The organism is Streptococcus macedonicus ACA-DC 198, assembly GCA_000283635.1.
In the GTDB taxonomy this organism is placed as follows: domain Bacteria; phylum Bacillota; class Bacilli; order Lactobacillales; family Streptococcaceae; genus Streptococcus; species Streptococcus macedonicus.
On sequence record HE613569.1, the window covers coordinates 1,884,894 to 1,908,682 of the forward strand.

The 23,789-nt window shown below is 37.9% G+C and carries 20 protein-coding genes and 8 pseudogenes; 3 read left to right on the forward strand and 25 right to left on the reverse strand.

Annotation, left to right across the window (positions count from 1 at the left end; all coding sequences use genetic code 11):
* Positions 1-84: 84 nt before the first annotated feature.
* The 16 genes and pseudogenes from SMA_RS11495 to SMA_RS11170 form a co-directional block, all read right to left on the reverse strand.
* Entirely contained in the window at positions 85-240 is a 156-nt protein-coding gene (locus SMA_RS11495) for a hypothetical protein (protein WP_158309480.1), read from the reverse strand.
* Between the two features lie 116 nt (positions 241-356).
* Positions 357-1,631, reverse strand: a complete 1,275-nt coding sequence (gene dltD, locus SMA_RS09425) for a D-alanyl-lipoteichoic acid biosynthesis protein DltD (RefSeq protein WP_014295334.1) — start codon at positions 1,629-1,631, stop codon at positions 357-359.
* On the reverse strand, positions 1,624-1,863 hold the full coding sequence (gene dltC / locus SMA_RS09430; protein ID WP_014295335.1) for a D-alanine--poly(phosphoribitol) ligase subunit DltC: 240 nt from the start codon (positions 1,861-1,863) through the stop codon (positions 1,624-1,626). The genes dltD and dltC overlap by 8 nt, the downstream gene beginning before the upstream one ends.
* 30 nt (positions 1,864-1,893) lie before the next feature.
* Positions 1,894-3,156, reverse strand: a complete 1,263-nt coding sequence (gene dltB, locus SMA_RS09435; protein ID WP_014295336.1) for a D-alanyl-lipoteichoic acid biosynthesis protein DltB — start codon at positions 3,154-3,156, stop codon at positions 1,894-1,896.
* Positions 3,153-4,691 carry a D-alanine--poly(phosphoribitol) ligase subunit DltA gene (dltA, locus tag SMA_RS09440; protein ID WP_014295337.1) on the reverse strand — a complete coding sequence of 513 codons (1,539 nt, stop codon included), beginning with the start codon at positions 4,689-4,691 and terminating at the stop codon, positions 3,153-3,155. Before dltA ends, dltB begins: the two co-directional genes overlap by 4 nt.
* A 14-nt stretch (positions 4,692-4,705) precedes the next feature.
* Positions 4,706-4,828, reverse strand: a complete 123-nt coding sequence (gene dltX, locus SMA_RS11165; protein ID WP_014295338.1) for a teichoic acid D-Ala incorporation-associated protein DltX — start codon at positions 4,826-4,828, stop codon at positions 4,706-4,708.
* A 251-nt stretch (positions 4,829-5,079) separates the two neighbouring features.
* Positions 5,080-5,256 (reverse strand): hypothetical protein, encoded by a 177-nt coding sequence (locus tag SMA_RS09445; RefSeq protein ID WP_257235448.1) that lies wholly within the window; start codon positions 5,254-5,256, stop codon positions 5,080-5,082.
* A 145-nt stretch (positions 5,257-5,401) separates the two neighbouring features.
* Entirely contained in the window at positions 5,402-5,611 is a 210-nt protein-coding gene (locus SMA_RS09450; RefSeq protein WP_014295340.1) for a CsbD family protein, read from the reverse strand.
* Between the two features lie 116 nt (positions 5,612-5,727).
* A complete protein-coding gene (locus tag SMA_RS09455; RefSeq protein ID WP_014295341.1) occupies positions 5,728-6,351 on the reverse strand; it encodes a V-type ATP synthase subunit D in 624 nt (207 codons plus the stop codon).
* Positions 6,352-6,384: 33 nt separating this feature from the next.
* Complete coding sequence (locus tag SMA_RS09460) at positions 6,385-7,779, reverse strand: V-type ATP synthase subunit B (protein WP_014295342.1); 1,395 nt, start codon at positions 7,777-7,779, stop codon at positions 6,385-6,387.
* A gap of 1 nt (position 7,780) precedes the next feature.
* Positions 7,781-9,109: pseudogene (locus tag SMA_RS09465) on the reverse strand (V-type ATP synthase subunit A); the annotation flags it as partial.
* Entirely contained in the window at positions 9,079-9,345 is a 267-nt protein-coding gene (locus SMA_RS09470; RefSeq protein WP_014295343.1) for a hypothetical protein, read from the reverse strand. The pseudogene SMA_RS09465 and the gene SMA_RS09470, both read right to left, overlap by 31 nt.
* 117 nt (positions 9,346-9,462) lie before the next feature.
* Positions 9,463-9,597 carry a 50S ribosomal protein L34 gene (gene rpmH, locus SMA_RS09475; RefSeq protein WP_002885866.1) on the reverse strand — a complete coding sequence of 45 codons (135 nt, stop codon included), beginning with the start codon at positions 9,595-9,597 and terminating at the stop codon, positions 9,463-9,465.
* Positions 9,598-10,024: 427 nt separating this feature from the next.
* Positions 10,025-11,377 carry an ISLre2 family transposase gene (locus SMA_RS09480; RefSeq protein WP_006531843.1) on the reverse strand — a complete coding sequence of 451 codons (1,353 nt, stop codon included), beginning with the start codon at positions 11,375-11,377 and terminating at the stop codon, positions 10,025-10,027.
* A 151-nt stretch (positions 11,378-11,528) separates the two neighbouring features.
* Positions 11,529-11,948: pseudogene (locus tag SMA_RS09485) on the reverse strand (Fic family protein); the annotation flags it as partial.
* A gap of 41 nt (positions 11,949-11,989) precedes the next feature.
* A protein-coding gene (locus SMA_RS11170) for an IS3 family transposase (RefSeq protein ID WP_145971691.1) occupies positions 11,990-13,152 on the reverse strand; the annotation gives its coding sequence in 2 pieces (ribosomal slippage) (positions 11,990-12,888 and positions 12,888-13,152; 1,164 coding nt in all).
* Positions 13,153-13,425: 273 nt separating this feature from the next.
* Here SMA_RS11170 and SMA_RS12410 point away from each other — a divergent pair.
* Together SMA_RS12410 and SMA_RS09495 are read left to right on the forward strand one after the other, a co-directional pair.
* A pseudogene (locus tag SMA_RS12410) lies at positions 13,426-13,611 on the forward strand (IS3-like element IS1520 family transposase); the annotation flags it as partial.
* Between the two features lie 9 nt (positions 13,612-13,620).
* Positions 13,621-14,022 carry a DDE-type integrase/transposase/recombinase gene (locus SMA_RS09495; RefSeq protein ID WP_099390967.1) on the forward strand — a complete coding sequence of 134 codons (402 nt, stop codon included), beginning with the start codon at positions 13,621-13,623 and terminating at the stop codon, positions 14,020-14,022.
* A gap of 149 nt (positions 14,023-14,171) precedes the next feature.
* Here SMA_RS09495 and SMA_RS09500 read toward each other — a convergent pair whose 3' ends face one another.
* From SMA_RS09500 to SMA_RS09535, 5 genes and pseudogenes are all read right to left on the reverse strand, one after another.
* Positions 14,172-16,289: a heavy metal translocating P-type ATPase gene (locus SMA_RS09500; protein WP_006531837.1), complete on the reverse strand. Its 2,118-nt coding sequence runs from the start codon at positions 16,287-16,289 to the stop codon at positions 14,172-14,174.
* A 139-nt stretch (positions 16,290-16,428) separates the two neighbouring features.
* Positions 16,429-16,635, reverse strand: coding sequence for a copper chaperone TcrZ (gene tcrZ, locus SMA_RS09505; RefSeq protein WP_002294571.1), 207 nt, complete (start codon positions 16,633-16,635; stop codon positions 16,429-16,431).
* 79 nt (positions 16,636-16,714) lie between these two features.
* Positions 16,715-19,175: pseudogene (locus tag SMA_RS11175) on the reverse strand (heavy metal translocating P-type ATPase).
* Positions 19,176-19,187: 12 nt separating this feature from the next.
* Positions 19,188-19,643, reverse strand: coding sequence for a CopY/TcrY family copper transport repressor (locus tag SMA_RS09530; RefSeq protein ID WP_039671262.1), 456 nt, complete (start codon positions 19,641-19,643; stop codon positions 19,188-19,190).
* 162 nt (positions 19,644-19,805) lie between these two features.
* Positions 19,806-20,189 (reverse strand): annotated as a pseudogene (locus SMA_RS09535) (type I restriction endonuclease); the annotation flags it as partial.
* Between the two features lie 115 nt (positions 20,190-20,304).
* On the opposite strand from SMA_RS09535, the pseudogene SMA_RS09540 reads away from it, so the two are divergent.
* Positions 20,305-20,679, forward strand: a pseudogene (locus SMA_RS09540) (arsenic resistance protein); the annotation flags it as partial.
* A 101-nt stretch (positions 20,680-20,780) separates the two neighbouring features.
* On the opposite strand, the gene SMA_RS09545 reads toward SMA_RS09540, so the two are convergent.
* The 4 genes and pseudogenes from SMA_RS09545 to SMA_RS11435 form a co-directional block, all read right to left on the reverse strand.
* Positions 20,781-21,892, reverse strand: a protein-coding gene (locus SMA_RS09545) for an IS3-like element IS981 family transposase (RefSeq protein ID WP_145971692.1) whose coding sequence is annotated in 2 segments (ribosomal slippage) — positions 20,781-21,676 and positions 21,676-21,892 — 1,113 coding nt in all. Because the reading frame shifts where the segments join, the coding sequence is not laid out codon by codon here.
* Between the two features lie 56 nt (positions 21,893-21,948).
* Positions 21,949-22,539: pseudogene (locus SMA_RS09555) on the reverse strand (relaxase/mobilization nuclease domain-containing protein); the annotation flags it as partial.
* Entirely contained in the window at positions 22,526-22,891 is a 366-nt protein-coding gene (gene mobC / locus SMA_RS09560; protein WP_006531827.1) for a plasmid mobilization relaxosome protein MobC, read from the reverse strand. The gene mobC and the pseudogene SMA_RS09555, both read right to left, overlap by 14 nt.
* A gap of 9 nt (positions 22,892-22,900) precedes the next feature.
* A pseudogene (locus SMA_RS11435) lies at positions 22,901-23,260 on the reverse strand (SAG1252 family conjugative relaxosome accessory protein).
* Positions 23,261-23,789 lie beyond the last annotated feature (529 nt).

Genomic DNA, 23,789 nt, shown 5'->3' on the forward strand with positions numbered 1-23,789 from the left:
ACAGCTTTATAAACACTAACCCCTCCTTATAAATCCTATAAGGAGGGGGTTTTTAGATTAATTGGTTGCGTATTGGGCGTTTAGTCAGTCGAAAATATTGTTATAAGAAACGCCGTTGACTTGGGCTTGGGCGTCACCACCATTGGTTGGGTTTGTCGCAACCATGCCCGTTAAACCTGACCATGTAACGATATTTATTACCCAAGAAAAGTTACTAAAATGTAATGATTTTCGATCCATAAAGCGCTCACAAGGATATTGTACTCCCACAAGATACTATTTTCAGAAATTTTCAAATATGAAAATTCAACAACAGAAATATTAAAATTCCTTGCCGATTATGACAAGGAATTTTTTTAAGAATTTGCATTAAACTGCTGAACTGAGCCGTCGTAGCTTGCCCAAGCTTTCGTTAAAAATTGGTCATTTAAGCGATAACTTGGTGTGGCTTGTTTCTGACTTAGAAACGGATTAACAGCTTTGTCCATGGCTAACCAGCCAGTCCACCCCATATGAATAGTATCTTGCATAAAGAAAGGTTTGTCACCATCTTTTGAAAAATCAGCAATATTGGTAAAGCCTTGACTTTGCAATTGATACTTTATCTTAGCAACTGTTTTTTGGTACATGGCTTGATTAAGACCAGTATAATTTGCCCATTTACTGTTGACTGGTGGGATAACAAAGAGAACATTGGTATTGTCCTGTGCAAATTGACTGAGCACTAATTGTAAATCATTGTATTCTGGAGAGTTTAAGTAATTAAATTTTGTTTGAGACTGTTTTAATCGTTTGAGTTGCGCTTTAAGACGTGTGTCAAAAAAAGTGTTGTCGATATCAAAGGTATTATTATTACTTCGTTTTTTTCCGTCAGCAATAGCTATGCCACCGAGTTTGCTGTAAGAAAAACAAGCTGGCAATTTCTTAGCTTGCGGTTTAATCTTGCTGTCGTAATTGTCAAACATAGGGATTTGGCTAAAAAGAGCATCTTCTTTCTGGAAAATCATCTGTTGCGTGTTGAGATTTTCATTGTCAGAGGCAGTCAATGATTTTCCTGCCACAACATTTTCCATCATATCCTTAAAAGAAGAGTCAGGGTACATTTTCAAAAAGCGTTTAGCAGCGTAGCGGTCATAAACACTGCCTTTTTGATGTTTTAGGAAATCAATCGCTTGTCCGCTGCTAAAATATTCTTGAAAAGCGCTAGCGCTCGCTCCCTTAGATGTAAACCATTGTGGTGATATTACATAAACAGCTTGTTTATTTTTGAGTTCTTTGTTAATCTGCTGAATACCAAAATAATGCGTTAGCGAAGCCGAGCCACGTTGTCCGAGTAAATAAGGCGTATAGTTGCGATGATATTTTTCTGCCAAGACAGACGGATGCATTTTATCCAAGCGCAACCATTCGCTAGAACCAAAAAAGGGAACAAAGCGGTGCTTAGCATCTGTTAAGGCACGTACCTTTTTATAGTTACTCTTAAAACTCATTTTGCTTAATGAGACCGCATCTTTTTTCTCAGCTTTTAAATCATGCTTTTGATTAGCTGTTGGAACACAGATAAAAACCAAAAGAACAATCAGTACAGCACAGACAACTGGTCCTAAAATCTGCCAGAGGCGCTTAAGCATGACAAAGGTCCTCTATTCCTGCAATGATTTTATTGGCTGTGTTCCAGTCATTACGCCCAAATTCTGAAATCGGAATATCAATGTCAAAATGACTTTCCAATTCCACAATGAGTTCCACCGTTCCCATGCTATCTAGCACGCCCGCATCAAATAAATCTTCATCCATCATGTCAGAAACATCTTCCATGAAAAGGTCATCAATAATCGCTAATACATCTTTTTTAATATCCATGTGATAAACTCCTTTTAAATCTGAAACGGTTTATTTCCCAGCTGTTTTTGGAAACCACAACTGGTCTAAGAAACCTGAAAATAGTAAAAATGACAACATCACAACGTTAAATGTAATAAAAATACCAAGTGCCTGCGTCCATTTGTTATCTGGCAAAGGTGGCAAATCTTGCACCTTACGCTCTCGATTAATCTTTTTCTTCTGTCGCACCCAAGCATCGTTAATCACAAGTCCAATACCATGAAAAAGACCGTAAGTGATATAATACCAAGTCAATCCATGCCAGAAGCCCATGATTAACATATTGACAATGTAGGCAATATTAGAGGTGACATTTCGATTTTTAAAAACTTTGTGTTTAACTAAAACCTTTACCAAACGCATAAAAACAAAATCACGGAACCAAAATGACAAACTCATGTGCCAACGATTCCAGAATTCCTTTAAATCACGTGATTTAAAAGGTTGATTGAAGTTGACAGGGCTCTTAATACCCATAAGATTAGAAATAGCAAGAGCAAACATGCTATAACCTGCAAAGTCAAAGAACAAATCAAACCCATAAGCATACATGACCCCAAGCGTTGCAATGTTAAACACACCACCCATTTGCAGGGCACACTCTTTTAGCTGTGGCAATAGCAAGCTACCAAAAACATAAGCCAAAATGAATTTGTAAAGAAAACCAAGCATCAAGTAATGCACGCTTTCTTCTAACATATTCAGAAGCTCAGCTTTTTCAGGAATATTCTCGTAATCTTCATTAAACCGTTTGAAACGGTCAATCGGACCACTTGAAAATGTCGGCATAAAAAGCAAGAAACGCAAGAATTCCCACATGGTAAATTCACTCAGCACGCCGTCTCGCATTTCCATAATCATACCAACTGCACGAAAAGTCAGGTAAGAAATTCCTAAAAAACCAAAAAGTAATTGGTGATTGTCAATGGTCATCAAGGGTGTCAGCTTGCTCAAAGCTAATGGCAAAATAGACAAAAACACCCAAAGATAGAAAATCCATTTATGATTATGACGTTTTCGGTAAATCTTGTAGGAAAAGACGAGAATTACTTGCCAAACGACATAAGCTAACAACGACACAAGCTGATTAGCCGTTTTTCCCGTTAACATCAAAATAATGAAAGCTAGGCTAACCAGGGCTTCATACAGTGGAAAGCGTTTTTTGAAAAATAATCCAATGAAAATGGGAAGCACAGCCACAATCAAATACAGAAAATACTGCGGATTGCCATAAGCTTCCAAGTGCGGTAATTGCTGAAGAAACTCACTCATCGGCGATTTACCTCGTTCATCAAGCCTTTAATATCGATTTTCCCATTCGGTGTGAGTGGTAAACTGTCACGATAGAGGAATTTAGACGGCATCATGTAATCCATCATGATGTCTTTGAGTTCTTCTTTGATTGCCTTGGTAATGTCCAGTTGACGCTCAAATTGCTCTGCAACACCGTCTTTTAAAACAACGTAAGCTAGCAGATTTTGTACTTTGTGGTCTTTGTTGTAACGCGGGACAGCCACAGCCGACTTGATATAAGTTGATTTATTCAGATTTTGTGAGACTTCCTCAAGCTCGATGCGGTAGCCGTTGAATTTTATTTGAAAATCCATGCGCCCACCGTAAAGAAGCATACCGTGGTCAGTCATGATACCTAAGTCACCCGTGTGGTAGGCTGGCAAACCATTGAATTCGAAGAAAGCAGCTTGCGTGCGTTCTGGATTGTTGAGGTAACCTTTAGAAACAGCTGAACCGGACACGATGATTTCGCCTTGTTCTCCATTTGGCAAAGGATTGCCATTTTCATCGATGACAAAAGTGGGAGAATCGGCTTTGGTGTAGCCAATTGGCAGACGCTTGCAAGTCGCTAACATCTCATCTGTGATAGCTACCGCAGAAAGAGCCACGGTCGCCTCCGTTGGACCATAAGCATTGACAATGCGAGCTTTTGGGAAACGACTGCGCAATTTTTGAGCGGTTTTCACCGTTAATTCTTCGCCGTCAAAATAAAAATGCGTCAAGTTGGGTAAGGTTTCATGATTAAAATCATTTGATAACATTGCCATATCAACAAAAGAAGGTGTTGATGTCCAAACACCAATTGGCAATTGATTAATCGTCGTAAAAAGACGTTGAAAGTCTGTTGTCAACTCTTTTGGAAGCGCAAAAAGCGTGCCACCCAAGGCTAAAGTCGGCGCCCAGTACATGACTGACAAATCAAATGAATACGGTGCCTGCGCCAGCATTTGTGGGCGTTTCGGAACGGAAAAAGTCTCTGCTTCAATCATCCAATTGGTAAAACTAAGCAAATTATCATGCGAAATTTGCACGCCCTTTGGCTGACCCGTTGTGCCAGACGTGAAAATAATATAATAATTATCATCACCTTTGACAGAATGTGTGAGGTGATAATCTGATTGTTGAGCAAAAATAGTCTTGAGCTCTGCGGATTTAATGATAGGAATGTGTGTGATTTCCAAAGGAAAGTCACCAACGGCAATAATCAAGCTTGGCTCTGCTATTGCCAAAATAGCTTCAATTCTCTCAAGGGCGGAGTGTTGGTCAACTGGAATATAAGCATGACCTGACTTTGTCAGCCCAACAAAACTGGCTAACATTTCATATTCTTGACCGCCAAAAACCAAAACTGGCGACTTTTCCTCGATTTTCAAAAAATCAATGTAGGTTGCCAAGGCATCTGAATCAGCCTTTAAATCACCATAAGTGTGAACATCTCCCAGAATATTATAGACAGGAAAATCAGCTTGCACCTGTGCAAAATGCTCAATTCTTTCAATCATATCGTGTAACATGAAAACTTACCTTTCTAAAATTCGTTGTAGATGAAGTTACCCTGACCACGCCCAAGATAACTGAAAAAATAGATTAATACTAAAAAAATCAACACATAAAGTAATGTCTTTAGGACAAATTGACTTATTTCTTTCATGACTTGCTCCTCATACTAAATCAGTATAATCAAATTTACTGGAGAAATCTTGGGCAAATTGTTGCAAAACTAGGGCAAATTTGTGGCAATTCCTCTAAAGTTCAGTTTAACTAAATTTTCACCGCAAGCTCTTACAGAATTGTAAGAAAGAATTTTCAGCACTATGGATGATTTTTCGCAAAAACAAAAAAGCCTCAGACACCATGTCCAAGACTTAATCTATGTTTTTTATTTTACCTCTACAATAAATGTTACGGATGTGCTGGAAATTTTAAGCGTTTATAAGACATCATAAACTGCACAGCAGCAGAAATAATAAAAATAGCTATCGCAAGCACTAAAATGCTTTTAACACCTCTATCCAGTACCAACAAAATAGCAAGTAACAAATCAACTATCCTAATATATGTCCCAATTTCTTTAAACATCGCAACCTCCCAATTATGATGATTAATCGTTTGATTTAAAACGCTTACAAAAATTATTATATCACTTTTTTTCATAATTACTAGCCATTTTCAAATATGGAAATAAAAATCTCTCTAGGTAGTCATTCTAGAGAGATAGTCGTATTTAGTTATCTTTATGGATAGCTTTTTTGACACCTTCGACAGCACCTTCCGCGCTTTCTTTGACATCACTGGCTAATTCTTTTCCTTTGGCGATAGTCTTTTCGGCAAGACCTTCTTTTTCTAGTTTTTCATCACCTGTTACTTTTCCGAAACCTTCTTTAAGGCTTCCTTTGACTTGGTCCAACTTTGAATCATATTTCTTTTCAGACATGTTAAATTCCTCCTGTCCTTAAGTTACCTATAGTCTACCACCTTATAACCTAAAAGTAAAAGGATTCGCTTACAAATTTAACCTAACAAAAAAGCGTCTAAAAGACACTTTTTGTTTTATTTTACTTTCATAATGCGGACTAGGTTGGCGCGCTCTGTTTCTTCGAGTTTTAGTTCGATATAGTGAATGGTTTCTTCCAATTGTGGAATGGTTGAGTATTCCAAACCATTGACGCGACGGCGTGTTTTTTCAATTTCGTCAGCCATTAGTTGACAAGATTTTTCGATTTCAGCCAGACGAAGCAATTCCTCTGTCAAGCCCTCAATGGAAACCAAGGTGTCGTCCATTTCACTATTAGAAGCTAGATAACTGTACACAACGTCACCGTTATCATCACCATACGGATTTTCAATATGGCTGTGCATTTTGGGAACAGTAACGCTCATAACATTTTCTGTTTCAATAAACAGTTGAACCTCTTTTGTCGGAACTGAAAACATTTCTTCTACCATAAGTGTGTTTTCAAGAGATTTCGCCATGACAAAATCTTGCATATGACCGACCAGAGCCGCTTCTACTTCTTTGCGCAATTCATTATTTTCACGAATGAGGTCAACAAAACGTCGCATTAATTCATCTCGTTTATCTTTGAGTAATTTGTGCCCACGAGTTGCGGTTTTTAAACGTTCCTTGAGGTTACTCAATTCCATTCGAGTGGGTTTTACATTTAAACGTGCCATAAAACCTACCTCCTTTACTAAATGTTTTAATGATTACTTATCATCTGTTTTAGTTTGCGGAAGGTATTGGTCAAGCATATCGTCTTTGATACGTTTGAGTTCGGTACGTGGGAGGATTGATAACAATTCCCAACCTAAATCAAGCGTTTCTTCGATGCTACGGTTTGTTTGGAAACCTTGATTAATGTATTCTTCTTCAAAATGTTTAGTGAATTCCACATAAAGTTTGTCAGTGTCAGATAAGGCTGATTCACCCAACACAACAGCCAATTCTGCCGCTTGTTTTCCTTGGGCGTAAGCAGCGAAAAGTTGGTTCATTGCTGCCGCATGGTCACCCCGTGTTTTACCTTCACCTGACCCTTTATCTTTCAAACGAGATAGTGATGGCAATACATTAATCGGTGGACGATAACCAGAATTATACAATTCATGTGATAAAATGATTTGTCCTTCGGTGATGTAACCTGTCAAGTCAGGAATTGGGTGCGTAATATCATCTTCAGGCATGGTCAAAATAGGAATCTGTGTTACAGAACCTTTTTTACCAACCAAACGCCCCGCACGTTCATAAAGTGTAGACAAGTTTGTGTAAAGGTAACCAGGGTAACCACGGCGCCCAGGGACTTCACGACGTGCAGCCGACACTTCACGAAGCGCTTCACAGTAGTTGGTCATATCCGTCATGATAACCAACACATGCATATCTTTTTCGTAAGCCAAATATTCAGCCGTTGTCAAAGCAATACGTGGTGTGGCAATACGTTCGATAGCAGGGTCATTTGCCAAATTGATAAAGAGAACAGAACGGTCAATCGCTCCCGTTTGACGTAAGTCATTCATGAAAAATTCTGCTTCTTCAAAGGTAATCCCCATGGCTGCAAAAACAACCGCAAAATTTTCATCAGAATTTAATACCGTTGCTTGACGCGCAATTTGCGCTGCTAATTCATTGTGAGGAAGACCTGAACCTGAAAATACAGGTAATTTTTGCCCACGAACCAAAGTATTCAAATGGTCAATCGCTGAAATCCCTGTTTGAATAAATTCATCAGGATAATCACGCGCCACGGGATTGATTGCTTGACCGTCAATATCCAAATATTTTTCCGGAATCAAATCTGGTCCACCGTCAATTGGTTTTCCCATACCATTGAAAATACGTCCAACCATATCTTCTGATACTGGCAATTCCAAAGGATGTCCTGTAAAACGCACCTTCGCCTTTTCAAGATTGATACCACTAGACCCTTCAAAAAGTTGAACCATGGCTTTATCTTCTTGAACTTCAAGCACTTGCCCTTGACGAACTTCACCATTATGAAGCTTGATTTCAACCAATTCATTGTAGTGAACACCAGAAACTTGGTCAACAATCATTAGAGGTCCAACAACTTCTCTGACTGTTCGATATTCTTTAAGAACACTCATCTTAGATACCTCCTTTTGCTAACACTTGATGAATCGCTTCTTGTGCTTGTTCAGATAGCGCTTTGATTTGGTCAATATTTTCCTCGGCAATATATTTACTACGTGCCATGCGGTCACGTACTTCAACAGTTCCGTCCATGATTTCAGTGAAATACGCTCCTAGTTCAAGTGCTTTTTTAGCTTCATCCGCAAAATTCAAAATATTGTTAAGCATCGCTTCTTGTTTGGCAAATGAAGTGAAGGTATCAACTGAATCAAAGGCATTTTGTTGCAAATAATCCTCACGGATTTGTTTAGCAATTTCCATGGTCTAACGATCTGTTTCAGAAAGTGAATCAATACCAACCAAGCGTACAATTTCTTCCAAACTAGACTCACGTTGTAAAATATTCATAGCTTGTGTCACCTTAGCAGCCCAATTTGTTTTTTGGACTTTATCAACGTACTTCCCAACTTCATCTTTATAAAGTGAATAGGATGTCAACCAGTTAATTGCTGGGAAATGGCGACGTTGGGCAAGCGGAGCATCCAAGCCCCAAAACACTTTAACAATACGTAGCGTATTTTGCGTAACAGGTTCTGAAATGTCTCCTCCTGGAGGTGATACGGCACCAATGGCGGTAATTATTCCTTCGCGACCTTCTTGACTAAGTACACGAGCACGACCAGCACGTTCATAATATTCAGCAATACGAGAACCTAGGTAAGCTGGGTAACCTTCGTCACCTGGTATTTCTTCCAAACGCCCTGACATTTCACGAAGCGCTTCTGCCCAACGAGATGTTGAATCTGCCATAATGGCGACAGAATAACCCATATCTCGGAAGTATTCAGCAATCGTAATCCCTGTGTAAATAGAAGCTTCACGCGCAGCTACGGGCATATTTGATGTATTGGCAATCAAGACTGTACGTTGCATGATAGATTGACCAGTATTTGGGTCAATCAACTCTGGAAATTCATTCAAAACATCGGTCATTTCATTACCACGTTCACCACAACCAACGTAGATAACAATATCCACATTCGCAAATTTGGCGATTTGGTGTTGAACAACCGTTTTATCAGCTCCGAAAGGTCCTGGTACGGCAGCAGCACCGCCTTTTGTCACAGGAAAGAAAGTGTCAATAACGCGTTGACCTGTTACCAAAGGTTCCTCTGGAATCAAGCGTTGAGCAACAGGACGTCCTTTACGAACAGGCCATTTTTGCAACAGTGTTCCTTTAAAAATAGAACCGTCAGCTTGTTCAATTTCATAAACCATTTCTTCAACGGTAAATTCACCTGCTGTGATAGAAATCAGTTTTCCTGAGACATTGTTTGGCACCATTCAAACTCTTGCAAATGAATCTGTGGGAGATTAACTTGAGCAGTTTTCTCCGCAAGTTCTTTTGAAAGCCCCTCAACTTCAATTTGAGTTTTCTTGTCACAATCCGTTTCGATACATTCCAATTCTTTTGTAAATTGCGAACGTAATCCTTGAACCTTTGCATCATAATCCGCCAAAATTGGCTTTGCTTCAGCTGCAATACCCTGCATTGTTTCTAAAATGGAATTTACCACCATGACACCTCCTCTCAATAATTACTTTTTTTCATGAACCCAAAAAAGTAAGACTGATTTCAAGAAAATAAAAAAACCGTCAGACTCGAGCACTGACGGTGACTTTTTGTATTCTATCAATTAAGCAGATAAGACTTTACGTCCTTTACGACGGCGAGCAGCAAGCACGCGACGTCCGTTTTTAGTTGACATACGGTGACGGAATCCGTGTTTACGTTGACGACGGATTTTACTTGGTTGATAAGTACGTTTCACGATGAATACCTCCTCATAGATTTTCGTATTCGTTTAGCCGGCTATATTTGATCAGTTACTAAACATACCATACTATTTTATAATAAGAATAGAAAGCTGTCAAGGACTACTTGGTTTTGTTTGTGTCTATTTTTTTGAGAATAATCATCAAGCCTATAAATCAAGAGATTTCTCTGTTGAATTTTTTCAAAAAAAATACCGAAACAAAGGTTTCCTTGCTTCAGTCTTGACTTTATTGGCTTTTTTGTGTTACAATAACTTCAGACTGATTAAGCAAAGTGTAGATTTGTCTTAATCGGTGGAGTAGAAGTTACCCGCTTCTGCTCCTTTTTTTGATTTTCTATAATGATATTATAACAAAATTGTCAGAAAAATGCAAACAAAAACAACTTAAAAAAGCCTTAAAATCCAAAAAATTTTAAAGTTTTTAATACTTAAATTTTTGGCGGTCAAGAGAAGTAAATTTCCCAGCACGTTGAAAAATTTTGCGTGATTTAAATATCGTTTGTTCCTTCGCTTCTCGGAGATAACCAACGCTTAAACGTTGATTTTGATAGTATTCATACTCTTTTCGCCAATTACCAAAAAATAGATCATCAACAAGATTAATTCTATCTAGAATAATTAATCTCGACATTGTATAAGCACCTTTTAATGACCAATACATTCCCCTGTGTTTCATCCGATAGGTTATTTTTCGATGCTGACTCTCCATGACACCTATTCCTTTGGCTGATAAATTTCTTAATTTAGCAGGCTTTGTGTATTTGAAATTATTAAGAATTTTTCGGCGAAAATTAAAATAATTATAGTGTTCTTCATCATCTCCATCAGCAATTAAAGACTCTACGGTGTCAAGAACGGTTTTCATCAATTCCCTTTTATGGCTATTGATTGCCTGAAAAGCTAGTTCTTTTAACTCGGCTGGATATTTTTTAAAAAATATTTTTATCTTTTCGTTTAGATGATAAGCATCCCAAAAGTGCTCGTGTATTTTAATGCCAAGCGCTTTTTTAATTTCTTGAAAAACTTTTGGAGTATAGCCTTTACCATTATCAGAATTAGTGATTAATATCGTCTCATCTGTAATCTCGTAATGATTATACAAATAGTCTAGTAATTCTTCTTTTGCCTTTTCATAATTTGTGTGAATTATCTCATGCTTATTTTCCAAAACATAACGATTTTTAGCAATTTTTTTAGAACCTGTGTGAAGAAGAAAGTGTGCTAAATCAACATTTCTTTTGTCATCTCTAGCAGAATCTGATGATTTCACCATCACGCCATCGCCTTCAATATAAAGGATTTTTGGATTAATTTTCTTGGTCGGTTCTTCCTCTAGCCAAAAGCGAAATTTTTCTTTTTCAGATAGCAATTCCCCAGCTCGCTTAACGGCTTTTAAAACAGTATCCTTAGTAATCTCAAGATGATAAAACTCTTTAACAAAATGACACACTTGACGATATGACATTACTGTAGCCATTTTAGCTACATGGCAAACCAATTCAGGAGAAAAACGCATGTACTTTTTGAGTCCTAGCCATTCATCAACAGGACAACGTGTTTTGCTTCCTTTTCTCCAGCGAGACCTTGAAAAAGTTACTTCTCCAAAAGTAAAAGCAACCGTTCTCTCTGTTTGATTGATACGTTTGTATCCAGCTATCCGCATTGCTGAGGCAATATTTGCATCATACGTTTCAACTCTTTTTAAAAAGTCATATTTACGTTTATCTTCTAATTCAATAACAAAACTCTTTTCATCAAATCTCATACCTGTCATACAGATATTTTACCTAATTTTGGATAAACTATCACAAAAAAACTCCTCATGGAAATGAAGAGTTTTTAAATATAACTATATTTATATTTGTGTTTATAATTATAGTTATATATATAATTATAAATATTTTTATAAACACAGTTATATATAATTATAACGAAAAACCTTTTGTTTTGTTTGGCTTTTTATGGCTATCATCAGCACTTTTACTTTTTTTATTGATAACATCTCTGTCTTTGCTATCGTTTATTTTCCCTGCAAATCCTTTGTTTTTAAGGTAATTTGCATAAAATTTTTGTTCGCTAGCAAAATAATCAATTAAGGGTTGATGGTTATCATAAGCTTGAAATTGTTCTAGTGCATTGTAATAGTCTGCTTTTCTGGTGTCATCAACAATGAATGGAGTTATTCCTTGTTTTAAGCATTCCTTGTAAAGAATTAAACGTCCTACACGACCATTACCATCAGCGAACGGATGAATTTGTTCAAAACGTGCATGAAATGATGCTAAGTAAGATAAGTCTTTTTCTTTTTTGAAATTATACCCTAAAAGAAGTGAATACATAGTTTGACCTAGTCAAGCATTTTTGTAACACTAGTGTATAAAATTTCTTACGCTGCACGACATCGTGCAGCATAAGGTGTAAGTCCACCGTTTGCACGATGTGGTCTTACGTGATTATATTTCCCATAAACAAATTCATAGAGCTTTTGGTCAAGAATGTCATTTGAATCAAACTTGTAGAGATAATAGAATTCGTGTTTGAGCGTATTGTAGAATCTTTCCATAACGGCATTGTCATATGGACAGCCTGCTTTGCTCATACTTTGTTGGACATAGTTTTTATCACAAAATTTATTGAATTCTTTTGCGGTAAATTGACGCCCTTGATCAGAATGCAGGATAATTCCTTTTGCTGGTTTTCGACGTTCTAGTGCGATTTTCAAGGTTTCCTTTGCCAACTCAGTATCGATATGACTGCTGTTTAATGATGCAACCACTTCACGACCGCAAAGGTCTATAATCGTGCAATTGTAACGCATTGTTCCATCTGGACGAGTTAAATATGTAAAATCAGTACACCATATTTTATTGGGTTCTTTTACATCAAATTCCCTATTCAGAAGGTTTGGAAAGATTTTATTGGCAGTTCCTTTTACATAGTTTGGTTTCTTTCGACGTGTGATGGAACGTAAGCCCAATTCATTCATAAAATGATGTATTGTCAGATCTGAACGAATGCTTCCGATACCCTTAAGATAATCGTTCATCATTCGGTATCCAGGAACTCCATTTTCGCGGTGGTAGATTTCAACAATTTTACGTTGAATCTCTGCCTTCTCCTGACGATAAGCATATTTTTTGTTTTTAAGATAATTATAGTAAGCATTTGGACAGATGTTCATTCTTCTAAGAAGCCATCTGACCCCAAATATCTGTTGATATTTCTGGATGAACTGGTACTGAGCTAATCGATTTCCTTCGCAAAGAATGCTGCCGCTTTTTTTTAAAAATCATTTTCCTTTTTGAGTTCTTCAATTTCTTTGCGTAGCTTTTTTGCAACTTCGTATGAATCAGATTCTTCCCGTTTTGTTGGGCTGTTATCGCATTCTTTGCGGTATTGCTGTAACCAGTATGTCAGCGTGCCTTGTCCAAGATTATATTCTTCGGTCAGGCTTTTCTTGGTTCGTCCCTCTTCCAGATAGAGGCGAAGAACCTTTTGTTTGAGCTCAGGCTCGTAACGATTGTTTGTCTTTGTAACATCTCCTTGGATTATGTATGTATTTTACCAAACTATACACAGGTGTTACAACTTAATTATATCAGGTCACGTGCTATCCTAATCTTAAACCACTAAGAATTAGAAAGCGCACGACCTATATGACTTATAATAGCACACTTACAAAAGTTTTTGTTTATTTACTGACAACCTAGTACCTATTACAACTGGCGCCATTGGCAGCCCAGTCGACAAGAAAAACGTAGAGAATCCCTGAAACCTTATATTTTAGACGTTTGGAAAACCTTTTAATTTTATGGTTATCGTCCTATTACTGCTTATAGTCAACAAACCGACGGTCCGAAAGTATCTGAGTATATGACACTCAAATTGATGCGTGAATTAGGGATTAAATCCCGCATGCAAAAACGTTATCGCAAACCCAAAACTGTTGTGACGGTTGATCAAAAACCCAATCTGATTAGACACTTGCATGATTTGAGCGGTGTTTAGCAAACAGATATCACTTATATTCAGTTGACTAATCACAGATGGGTCTATTTAGCGACCGTTTTGGATCCTGAGAAGAGAAAAGTATTGGGCGATACAATGACAGCCGAGCTAGCCACAAGTGCCTTACAGATGTCGTTAGATAAGCATCGAAAGCCACTCATTATTCATTCAGATATGGGGTCACAATACACGAGTGCTGAGTTTAATATTAAATGCCAAAATTATGGCTTGAAACATTCATATTCACTCAAAGGCCATCCGTACGATAATGGCCGTATGGAATCGTTTCATTCAATATTGAAGCGTGAAGAGGTGTATCTGAAGGTATACCAAACATTAACTGAAGTCCAAGCAGCCATCGGTTGGTATATCAATTTTTATAATCGAAATCGTATCTCAAATGTTGCCTAAGTAACTGAATAAAAATAGTCCAATTTATTGACTTCTAAGCAAAAAGGAAGAGATGATTTTTTAAATTATTTCATCTCTTCCTTTCCTGTGAAACTATTGTATTTTTACACGATAAGGTCATTCAATTATTTCATGTGCCAAATAACTGTTTATTTTGGCTCTAATTTCAATGTCATAGCATTGATGGCAACAATTACAGTCGAAAGTGACATCAGGACGGCACCGACTGCTGGACTTAATGTTATGCCAATTGGTGCTAGTATTCCTGCAGCTATTGGGATCGCGATAAAGTTATACCCTGCTCCCCATACCAAGTTTTGTTTCATTTTACGTGTCGTCTTGTTTGCTAACTCGATAAAGGATTCAATATCCCCTGGATCAGACTGAGTAAGGATAATATCCGCAGAATCCAAAGCTACTTGCGTTCCAGCTCCGATTGCAATACCTACGTCTGCCAAGGCAAGGGAAGGTGCGTCATTGACCCCGTCTCCCACCATGATAACCGTCTTGTTTTGGTTTTTCATGGACTCGACCAGCTTGTACTTATCTTTCGGAGATTGATTGGCTTGGTATTGAATACCTAGAACTTCTGCAACTCCTTGTGCAGCTTCCTCGTTATCACCAGTAGCCATGAGTGGTTCAATTCCGTATTTTTTCAGCACCTCGATCAAGTTTCTGCTAGTTTCTTTCAGTTCATCTCCCAATGCGACAGCGCCGATTGCTTCATTATTTTCTACAAGGATACTTAAAGTAGCGCCTTTCGGAATATCCATACGCAATGCTTTTCCGTATGCCTTTTGGCTGATTAATTGATAGTGGTGGCCGTTCGCCTCCCCTTCTATTCCTGCTCCCGAAACGATTTCAATGGAGTCAAAGGAAACTGACTTAATGCCTTTCGCTTCAGCGTGGTTCACAATCGATTGGGCAATCGGGTGACTGGAGCCCGCCTCTATACCCGCCAACAAGCCTGTAATTTCTTCTTCAGAATATTTATCACTCAAAACAGTGACGTCCAACACTTTAAATTCACCAGTTGTTAAAGTACCTGTTTTATCCAATACCATAACATCCGCTTTAGTAGTTAATTCCAAAGCTTCTCTATTTTTAACCAGTAATCCTCGGCTTGCACCCAAACTAGTACTACGTGATACTACCAAGGGAATAGCAAGACCCAAAGCATGTGGGCAGGCAATAACTAACGCAGTCACAGTAAAGATAACGGCTGTAGGCAGATCCGCAATGATCATCCAGACTACTAGAGCGATTAAAGCTACTACAACGGCAATGTAGAACAACCAGCTAGCTACTTTGTGAGCCACATTCTCTGCTCGAGATGGTTGGCTTTGTGCTTGGCTGATTAATGTCTGAACCTGAGAAATGAAGGACTTATCGCCCGTCTGCTTTATTTCCACATAGAGGACTCCGCCACCATTGGTTGATCCACCGATGACCTCATCTCCGGGTTTTTTTTCAATTGGTTTCGATTCCCCAGTCACAAGCGCTTCGTTTACACGGGATTCTCCGCGGATAATGATACCATCAGCTGGAACATTTTCTCCTGCTTGAACACGGATAACATCTCCAATCTGAAGTTCAGACACAGGGCGAGTCTCAATCGAATCGTCTTCTAAAACAACATGAGCATCTTTCGGCACCAACTCAGCCAATGCTTTTTGCGCGTCCCCTGCTTCACCCAATGCCTTCATTTCAATCCAGTGTCCTAATAACATGATTAAAATTAACGTTGTAAACTCAAAGAAGAAGTCCATGACATGTTCTCCGGTCACATATCGAGCGGCCACTGCGTAAACACTATAGGCATAAGAAACCGTTATTCCCAAAGTAATCAAGGACATCATGCCTGGAGCTTTTGAATTAAACTCATCTTTCGCACCCATGTAGAATGGTTTTCCGCCATAAATGTATAGAATTGTTGCCAATACAGCTGCTACAACGTCTGCATAAGGAAAGATAATTTGGAAAGGCAACTGAATATCCATCATAGGCGTAATGAGTAAGATTGCAATTCCTAATGGGAGTGACTTCAAGAAAATCTCCTTAAAGCTACCGTGATGGTGGTGGGCATGCCCTCCCATTGCGCCATGATCCATTTCACTGTGATCCATCGCACTATGATTCATCTTGCTGTGATCCATCTGACTGTGATCCATCTGACTATGTTCCATTTCATTATGGTCGTGTTTTGAGTGATCCATGTCACCGTGATTATGATGACTATGTGACGAATGTTTTTTGTTATTCCTCATTTTTAATTCCTCCTTATTATAATTAGAGACTGATTTTAAAGTTTTAGAACTTTCTCATCTAACACTGCATATAATTCTCACGAAAAGGGTTCTATACTTTATCTCTAGCTACTATCTATGAATAAATGGTATTCGTACTTTATGCACTTAATACTGAATAGTTAGTTTCTGCTAAAGCAGCATTGAGCGTTTCGGTATCAATCTCTGTTTGACTTTCAAGTACTGCTTTTTTAGTCGCTAAATCAACCTCTACAGATTCAACCCCTTCAATAGCTGAAAATCTTTCTTGTACCGTGTTCGCACAACCTGCACATTTTACGCCATCTAATAAGACTTCTTTTTTCATTATTTTATTCCCCTTTTTTTATCTTCTCCTATTATATAGAATAGGAAGAAGTTTAAATCCCAGATAAGCTACGTGTTTTCTAAACAACTGCTGGTTTGAATCGTCTTAACCGTAAAGCATTGAGCAAGACCGATACGGAGCTGAAACTCATGGCGAATGCCCCGCCAACATTGGACTCATCAATGGTCCGCCAAAAATATACAAAAGACCCATCGCAACTGGAATACCTACAAGGTTGTAAGCAAAAGCCCAGAACAAGTTTTGTTTAATTTTTCGTAGCGTTGCATGACTTAAATCAATCGCAGTCAATACAGCGGTTAAATCATTACGCATAAGGACAATATCAGCCGATTCAATCGCCACGTCTGTACCTGATCCAACTGCAATTCCAACATCTGCTTGAGCTAATGCGGGTGCATCGTTAATGCCGTCTCCAACCATCGCTACCTCCTTGCCTGCCTCTTGTAGTTTTTTGACTTCCTCTGCTTTATCTTCAGGTAATACTTCACTTAATACACTGTCTATACCCACTTGCTTAGCAATCGCTTTGGCTGTTCGTTTGTTATCTCCAGTAATCATGATTACTTCAACACCGCGTCTTCTAAGTTCTTTAACAGCCTTCATACTATTTTCCTTGAGTGTGTCAGCTACTGCGATAATTCCAGCTAGTTCTCCATCAACAGAGAGATACGTCGGTGTTTTTCCTTCGTCTGCTAAACGATCGGATTCTTTTTCCATGCTTGATAAATCAATCTTTTGCTCTAGCATCAGTTTACGGTTTCCACTGTACATATCTTTGCCCTCAATTTCAACTCGAATCCCGTGTCCAGGAATCGCTTCAAAATGATCTGGTTTAGCTAATATCATGTTCTCTTCTTTTGATTTCTGTACGATGGCTTCGCCTAATGGGTGTTCAGAACCTGTTTCACCGAAAGCTGCATAATATAAAATATTTTCTTTAGTAATAAGAGGAGTTACCAAAATATCCGTCACGATAGGTTTACCTTCTGTCAGTGTCCCTGTTTTATCAAATACAATCGTGTCTAAATTATGAGTGGTTTCTAACGCCTCACCACTTTTTATCAAGACACCATGTTCTGCCCCTTTTCCGGTTCCAACCATAATACTTGTTGGAGTCGCCAAACCTAAGGCACAAGGACAAGCAATGACAAGGGTTGTTATGATAACGGATAAAACAAATATTCCAGATTGACCTACAATTAACCAAGCAATCCCTGCTAAAACGGCTAATGCTATAACAATCGGTACGAAATATCCGGTAATGATATCGGCCATTCGAGCAATGGGTGCTTTAGACCCTTGAGCATCTTCTACTAATTTTATGATTTTAGATAGAGTTGTATCACTTCCCACTCGAGTCGCGCGGTAATCAATGGAACCATTTTTATTGATACTAGCCCCAATAACCTCGTCTCCACTTTCCTTTTCCACGGGGATACTTTCTCCTGTCAGCATTGATTCATCGACTGAAGTGCGCCCCTCAACAACAACACCATCTACAGGCATACTTTCTCCCGGACGAACTCGAATAACATCTCCTAAAGCGACTTCGTCCACAGTAATCTCTTGTTCCACACCATTACGTATTACTCGAGCTGTTTTAGGAGCCAAGTTAACTAATTTTTCAATAGCTGAGGACATTTGCCCCTTTGAGCGTTCTTCTAAAAATAGCCCTAATGTATGGAGCGTCAAGATAACTCCAGTTACTTCATAATAAAGTAAATTGGAAAAGTTGCCGTAACCCAGGCCTGTCTCAATTGTCGCAGCAAGGCTGTAAACAAATGCAGACGCCGTACCAAGCGCAATCAGGGGGATCCATATTTGGGTGACCTTTAAATAAAGTTTTAAATCCCTTCTGGAAATATTCCCAGCTTACTACCATTATCGGCAAAGTCAGAATAAGTTGTAAAAGAGAAAAATTAAATGCATTTATCATTGGGTCAACGATATTTGGTAGAGGCATACCTACCATTGGACCCATAGATATAATTAATACAGGGATTGTAAATATAATGGATATCCCAAAACGATTTGAAAGTTGCTTCATTCTTTTTTATCACGCTTCTCTGCTCGTGAATTATCTTGAGTATCCGTAGTCTCTAATACGGCTGCATAACCACTATTGGATACAGCACCAGTCACATCAGATACTGAAATTGCTGACGGGTTATAGGAAACTTGCATTTTTTCTGTCGCTAAATTGACTGAAGCTTTATCTACGCCCGACAACTTTCCGACGGCTTTTTCAATTGTCTGTGCACAGGATGCGCAGGTCATCCCTTCAATTGCAAAGGTTTGCGTCTTTCCCTCTTGGGCAATCAGTTCATACCCTGAATCATCCAACGCTTTTTGTAGATTTTTACCGAAAAAGTTGGTTCATTGTATTCTATACTCAACTTTTCTGTTGCTAGGTTCATGGAAGCCTGTGTGACCCCACGTACTTTTTTTGCCGCTTTTTCTACTGTCTGCGCACAAGACGCACAGGTCATACCTTCTATGGCAAACGATTTATTCTCCAATTTTTTCGCTCCTTATTCTCCATGATGATGTAAATGGCAATCGCATTGCCCTTCTGTACACTGACAATCCACTTCTTCTACTGCGAAAGCTTTTTTCATCTCTAATATTTCTTCTAGTCGCTGGATATCATCGAAGCTTAAGACATGATTTTCAATGATACTCCCTACTGCATTCCCGACATTCTTTCGACAAATACGGTTGAAAATATCGTCTGTATACTTTCCTACGGCTTCTTTCTCTTCAATATTGGCAGTATAAATAAATTTTCTACCTTCTTTCTCTGTATTTAGTACGCCTTTTTCAACCAGTCGACCTAAGAGCGTTTTGATAGTGGCTTGTTTCCAGTCCATTTTTTCTTTCAATATGGAGATGACTTCTTTACTAGTCACTCGACCATTCGCCCAGACTACACGCATAACTTCCCATTCAGTATCTGTGATATGAGGGCTAACTACTATTGTACTTATTCTCTTTTCCTCCTTATTGTCTACATGCGTAAACGTAAATGTTTGAGATAAGTTTACTATTGTAAACCATTCTTGTCAAGTCTTTTTAAAATAAATGTAACCATCTTGTTTTTTAAATAAATATAACCAGCTATTATTGCCTTTGTTTTCCTATCTTTACCCAATGATTGGGATCCCATTAATCAGCAAGCTCACATCTCCACGATCTACTCTAGAGGAATCTGGGAACACTTGGTGAACTACCTCATAAGAAGAAGTTCCTCCTGAGATATCCTTATTTCTAAAGGCTTCTAAAGTCACTTTTTTCCCATCTTCTCGCTCTAATAAAACTTGAGCCACCCCGTCTTCTCCTCTAAGCCATTGAGAAGCTAAAAAAGGCGTTCCGGTCAAACGTGAAAACTCGACTTTGACTTGCTTAAATTCTTTGTCCGTTAATAGTTGCTCTTCCAATACTGCTAAATTTATTCGGTTCAAATGGCCTCTAAAGTTTTGCCAAAGTGCTTCTTCCGACTTCAAGTCCGGACGATAAGTCCACTGATTTCTGATTTATACTCTTCTAGTAATTTTTTATCCTGTAAGGCTTGACGTTGTTGTTGGTCAAAAAGATTTTGCATATTACTTAATTGTTTAAATTGTTCATCTTTAGTGTTTTGTAAATCTTTTATCTGCTCTTTTATTTACAATTATTATGTTTGCAGTAAAAGGAGATAAAGTAGTAGAATTACCACTTGATGTAGTATTAATTGCGATTCCCCTTCTATTATACTTTGTCTTGATGTTCTTTATATCTTTCTTTATGTCTAAGAAAATGAGAACGAGCTATCCAGTAGCAACATCTCTTTCCTTTACAGCAGGAAGCAATAACTTTGAGCTTGCGATTGCTGTCGCTGTTGGTGTATTTGGGATTAACTCAGGCGAAGCCTTTGCTGCAGTAATTGGTCCACTTGTGGAAGTTCCAGTTATGATTGCTTTGGTTAATGTTGCACTTAAAATGAAAAACAAATACTTTAAAGATAAAGAAAAATTTGAAGTGTAGATGGAGGACTTTTAAATGAAATTCAAGTTTAACTCTTTTTCTTCATTTGACGTTAAGTCAAGTTTTTAGAGTAACAAACGTATAATTTTAATCTATTTATTTTAAGCACTTACCTTTTCAAATTGATTAGGTGTAAGATACCCTAAACTTTGATGGATTCGTTTTGAATTATAAAAGGCTTCGATGTACCAGAAAATACTCTGATAGGCTTCTTCAAAGTTCTTATATTTAAATTGATACACCCACTCTCTTTTTAAATGTCCATGCCAAGATTCAAGACTGGCATTATGATAAGGGTATCCCCTTCGACTGAAAGAGTGAGTCATCCCATAATACTTAAGCAACTCTTCATACTCTAGACTCGTATACTGGGTTCCTTGGTCAGAATGAAGAATAACAGCTTCTGGATAGTCTTGTGATTTAATGGCCTTATTTAAAGTTCTTTGCACTAATTCTACAGTCATTCGCTTGCCCAAATCCCAAGCAATGACTTTTTTAGTATAACGATCCATAATGGTTGAGAGATAAGCCCATCCTTGTTGAGTAGGAATATAAGTAATGTCGGTTGACCAAACCTTATTTTTCTTTGTAGGTTCAGTCTGTATGAGATTTTTTCGATTGATGTGATCACTTAGTGAGTATGCAGGCTTAAATTTCTTAATGACTGCAGACTTGAGTTGAAGTTGCTTCATTAGCTTCTGTACCAGTTTTAACCCGACTTTTTCCCCTTGTTTAAGTAGAAGATGATGAATTTTAGGAGCACCATAGATTCCTCGGTTAGCATTGAAGAGTTGAGAAATTTTGAGTGACAGGTATTGTCTCCTTAATTGAGTTTTAGATGGATGTCGGTTAATCCGTTCATAATAACTTGATTCAGGAACATCAAGGAGTTGACAGCTTAGTCTGACATTGAGTGCTAAAGTTTGTATGGTTTGAGCCATATCCGCAGCACTCACTTCTTTTTCTCGGCGAATATGGTCAATACTTTTTTTAAGATATCTCGTTCTTCCTTAACTTTAGCCAGTTGTCTTTTTAATTCTAGAAAATCAGCTTTAGAGACGGAGCTTTCATTAGATGTAGAGTAGAGGTCTATCCATTTATAAATTGTTTCAGGGGCCACGTCGTATTCTTTAGACAGCTGGGTGACGGATTGACCAGAATGATAGAAGGCGATAAGGGTTTCTTTAAATTCTTTTGAGTAGCGTTTTTGCATGTTTTTGTCCTTTGTCTAAATTATACAATAGTGACTCTAAGATTTAAGGATAACATCAGACGTTGCTTTAATTCAAATTTATGACTAGACTGCCTATATTTATGATACTCACGGTATGAGAAACGCTTTTCAATAATTTTTGCCCCCACCATTTTAGAAATACGATCTGAAATCATACGTAAAATTCGTTCTAAGGCATAATTCCATATCAATTTTTTATCTGAATTACTGTCTATGGCGTTGATTAGGATGTGATTATGAACATGATTTTTGTCTGTATGAGTCGCTACGATGAAACGAAAACGACCTCCTGTCAATTCCATCATAGTCTCGTAACCAATACGGTTAATTTCTTCAGGTGTCAGATTATCCTCAGGAGAAAATGATTGAATGAGGTGATGGGCATGGATATTTTGTTGATGTTTTTCTTGTCGGTCATTTCTGGATTCGTACAACTTGTCGTTATTGGTAAAGTTGACATTGTACATTTCTACCATTTCTTCATAGCTGGGAAAGTCTAAGTAATTGCTCACGCCAAAATCAGATACCAATTTCAAATTGTCCGTTTTATCAGGATTGAGAATATACTTAATTAAACGCCTACGATATTTTTTTCCGTGCGTCGCAAAATGCTTAGTGATTACCATAGAACTCCTTCAGTCTTTTCACTTCCACTTGAAATTCTCTATCCACTTCCTTAATTAACTCTCCGACTCCTTTACTCAATTCTTGTAACTGTTCCTGAGAAATCAAATGGCTTTGGTTAATAGCACGCGCAATTTGATTAGTGTTATTTCCAATCCGTCTCAATTCAAACACTAACTGATCATAAGTATCCGTGTTAATTGTGATAAAAGACATATTGGGATTGAGCAAAACTTTTCTAGCATAGACTGAAAAATTTTGACAATGACTCTTAGCAATTCGTTCATTCAATTGATGTAACTCTGAATCTGTTAGAAATACTTTTTTGAGATTGGTACGATAACGATAAACCATTACTCCCTCCTAGCCCACATATTTTTCACGAAACTCACGACTGAGTGGCTGTGCTTGATTGACTTCCGCAATCAATTCTTGAACGCAAGTCAATAAGATTGAGACGTGTTCTTGAGTCACTTGATGATTTTCTCTTGCGACAACTAGAACTTCATACACATCTCGACTAATTTATTCAAACTTTTGAGACTGCCAAAGGGAGAACCATTCTTTGGCAGCTAACTGTTTGTCATCAGTCATCAAAATTTTATCCCTGACGAATGGTGAAAAGTGACGATAATTATCAACCTCCATCATTTTTTCAATCTGTTTTAGCTCATCTGCGGTTAGATTTACCTCTTTTCTAATGTCACGGTACTGTTCAGACATCTCTTTCCCTCACTTTCATCCTTTCTCGGGTAAACCCCGACCCCGTGTGTCATACGAGAAATTTCTTAAAGTCCTTGTTCGGTCTTTGCGAGCTCAGGCATTGTGGTCACAATACCCAAAAAATCATATCGCCAGCCTACCAAAACCTTCCAGTTTTGACAGCCAACGATAAGATAACTTGGTGGTTTCGCCCCAAAATCCCCAATAGAAAATCAAACTTTGATTTTCTTAGGAATGATATTAGGATAACAAAGATGATTTGGAAAAGTTATCACAAAAATTGGTATAATGTTAGGATAAAACTACTTATTGAAAGAGGTTATTCATGGATAAATCATCTAAGCAAATTGAAGAAGAAGCTGTCGATTTTTTTAAATTGGCACTAAAAAATCTAAACATATTAACCGAGAAATTTCTGAAGGAGATAGAGAACCTATCTGGGACGGTCATATCTATTTTTACAAAAATGTAAAAAAATATCGATTTAGTTGAAAGAATCCCTATTCAAGTTAAGAGTAAAGATAGTTTT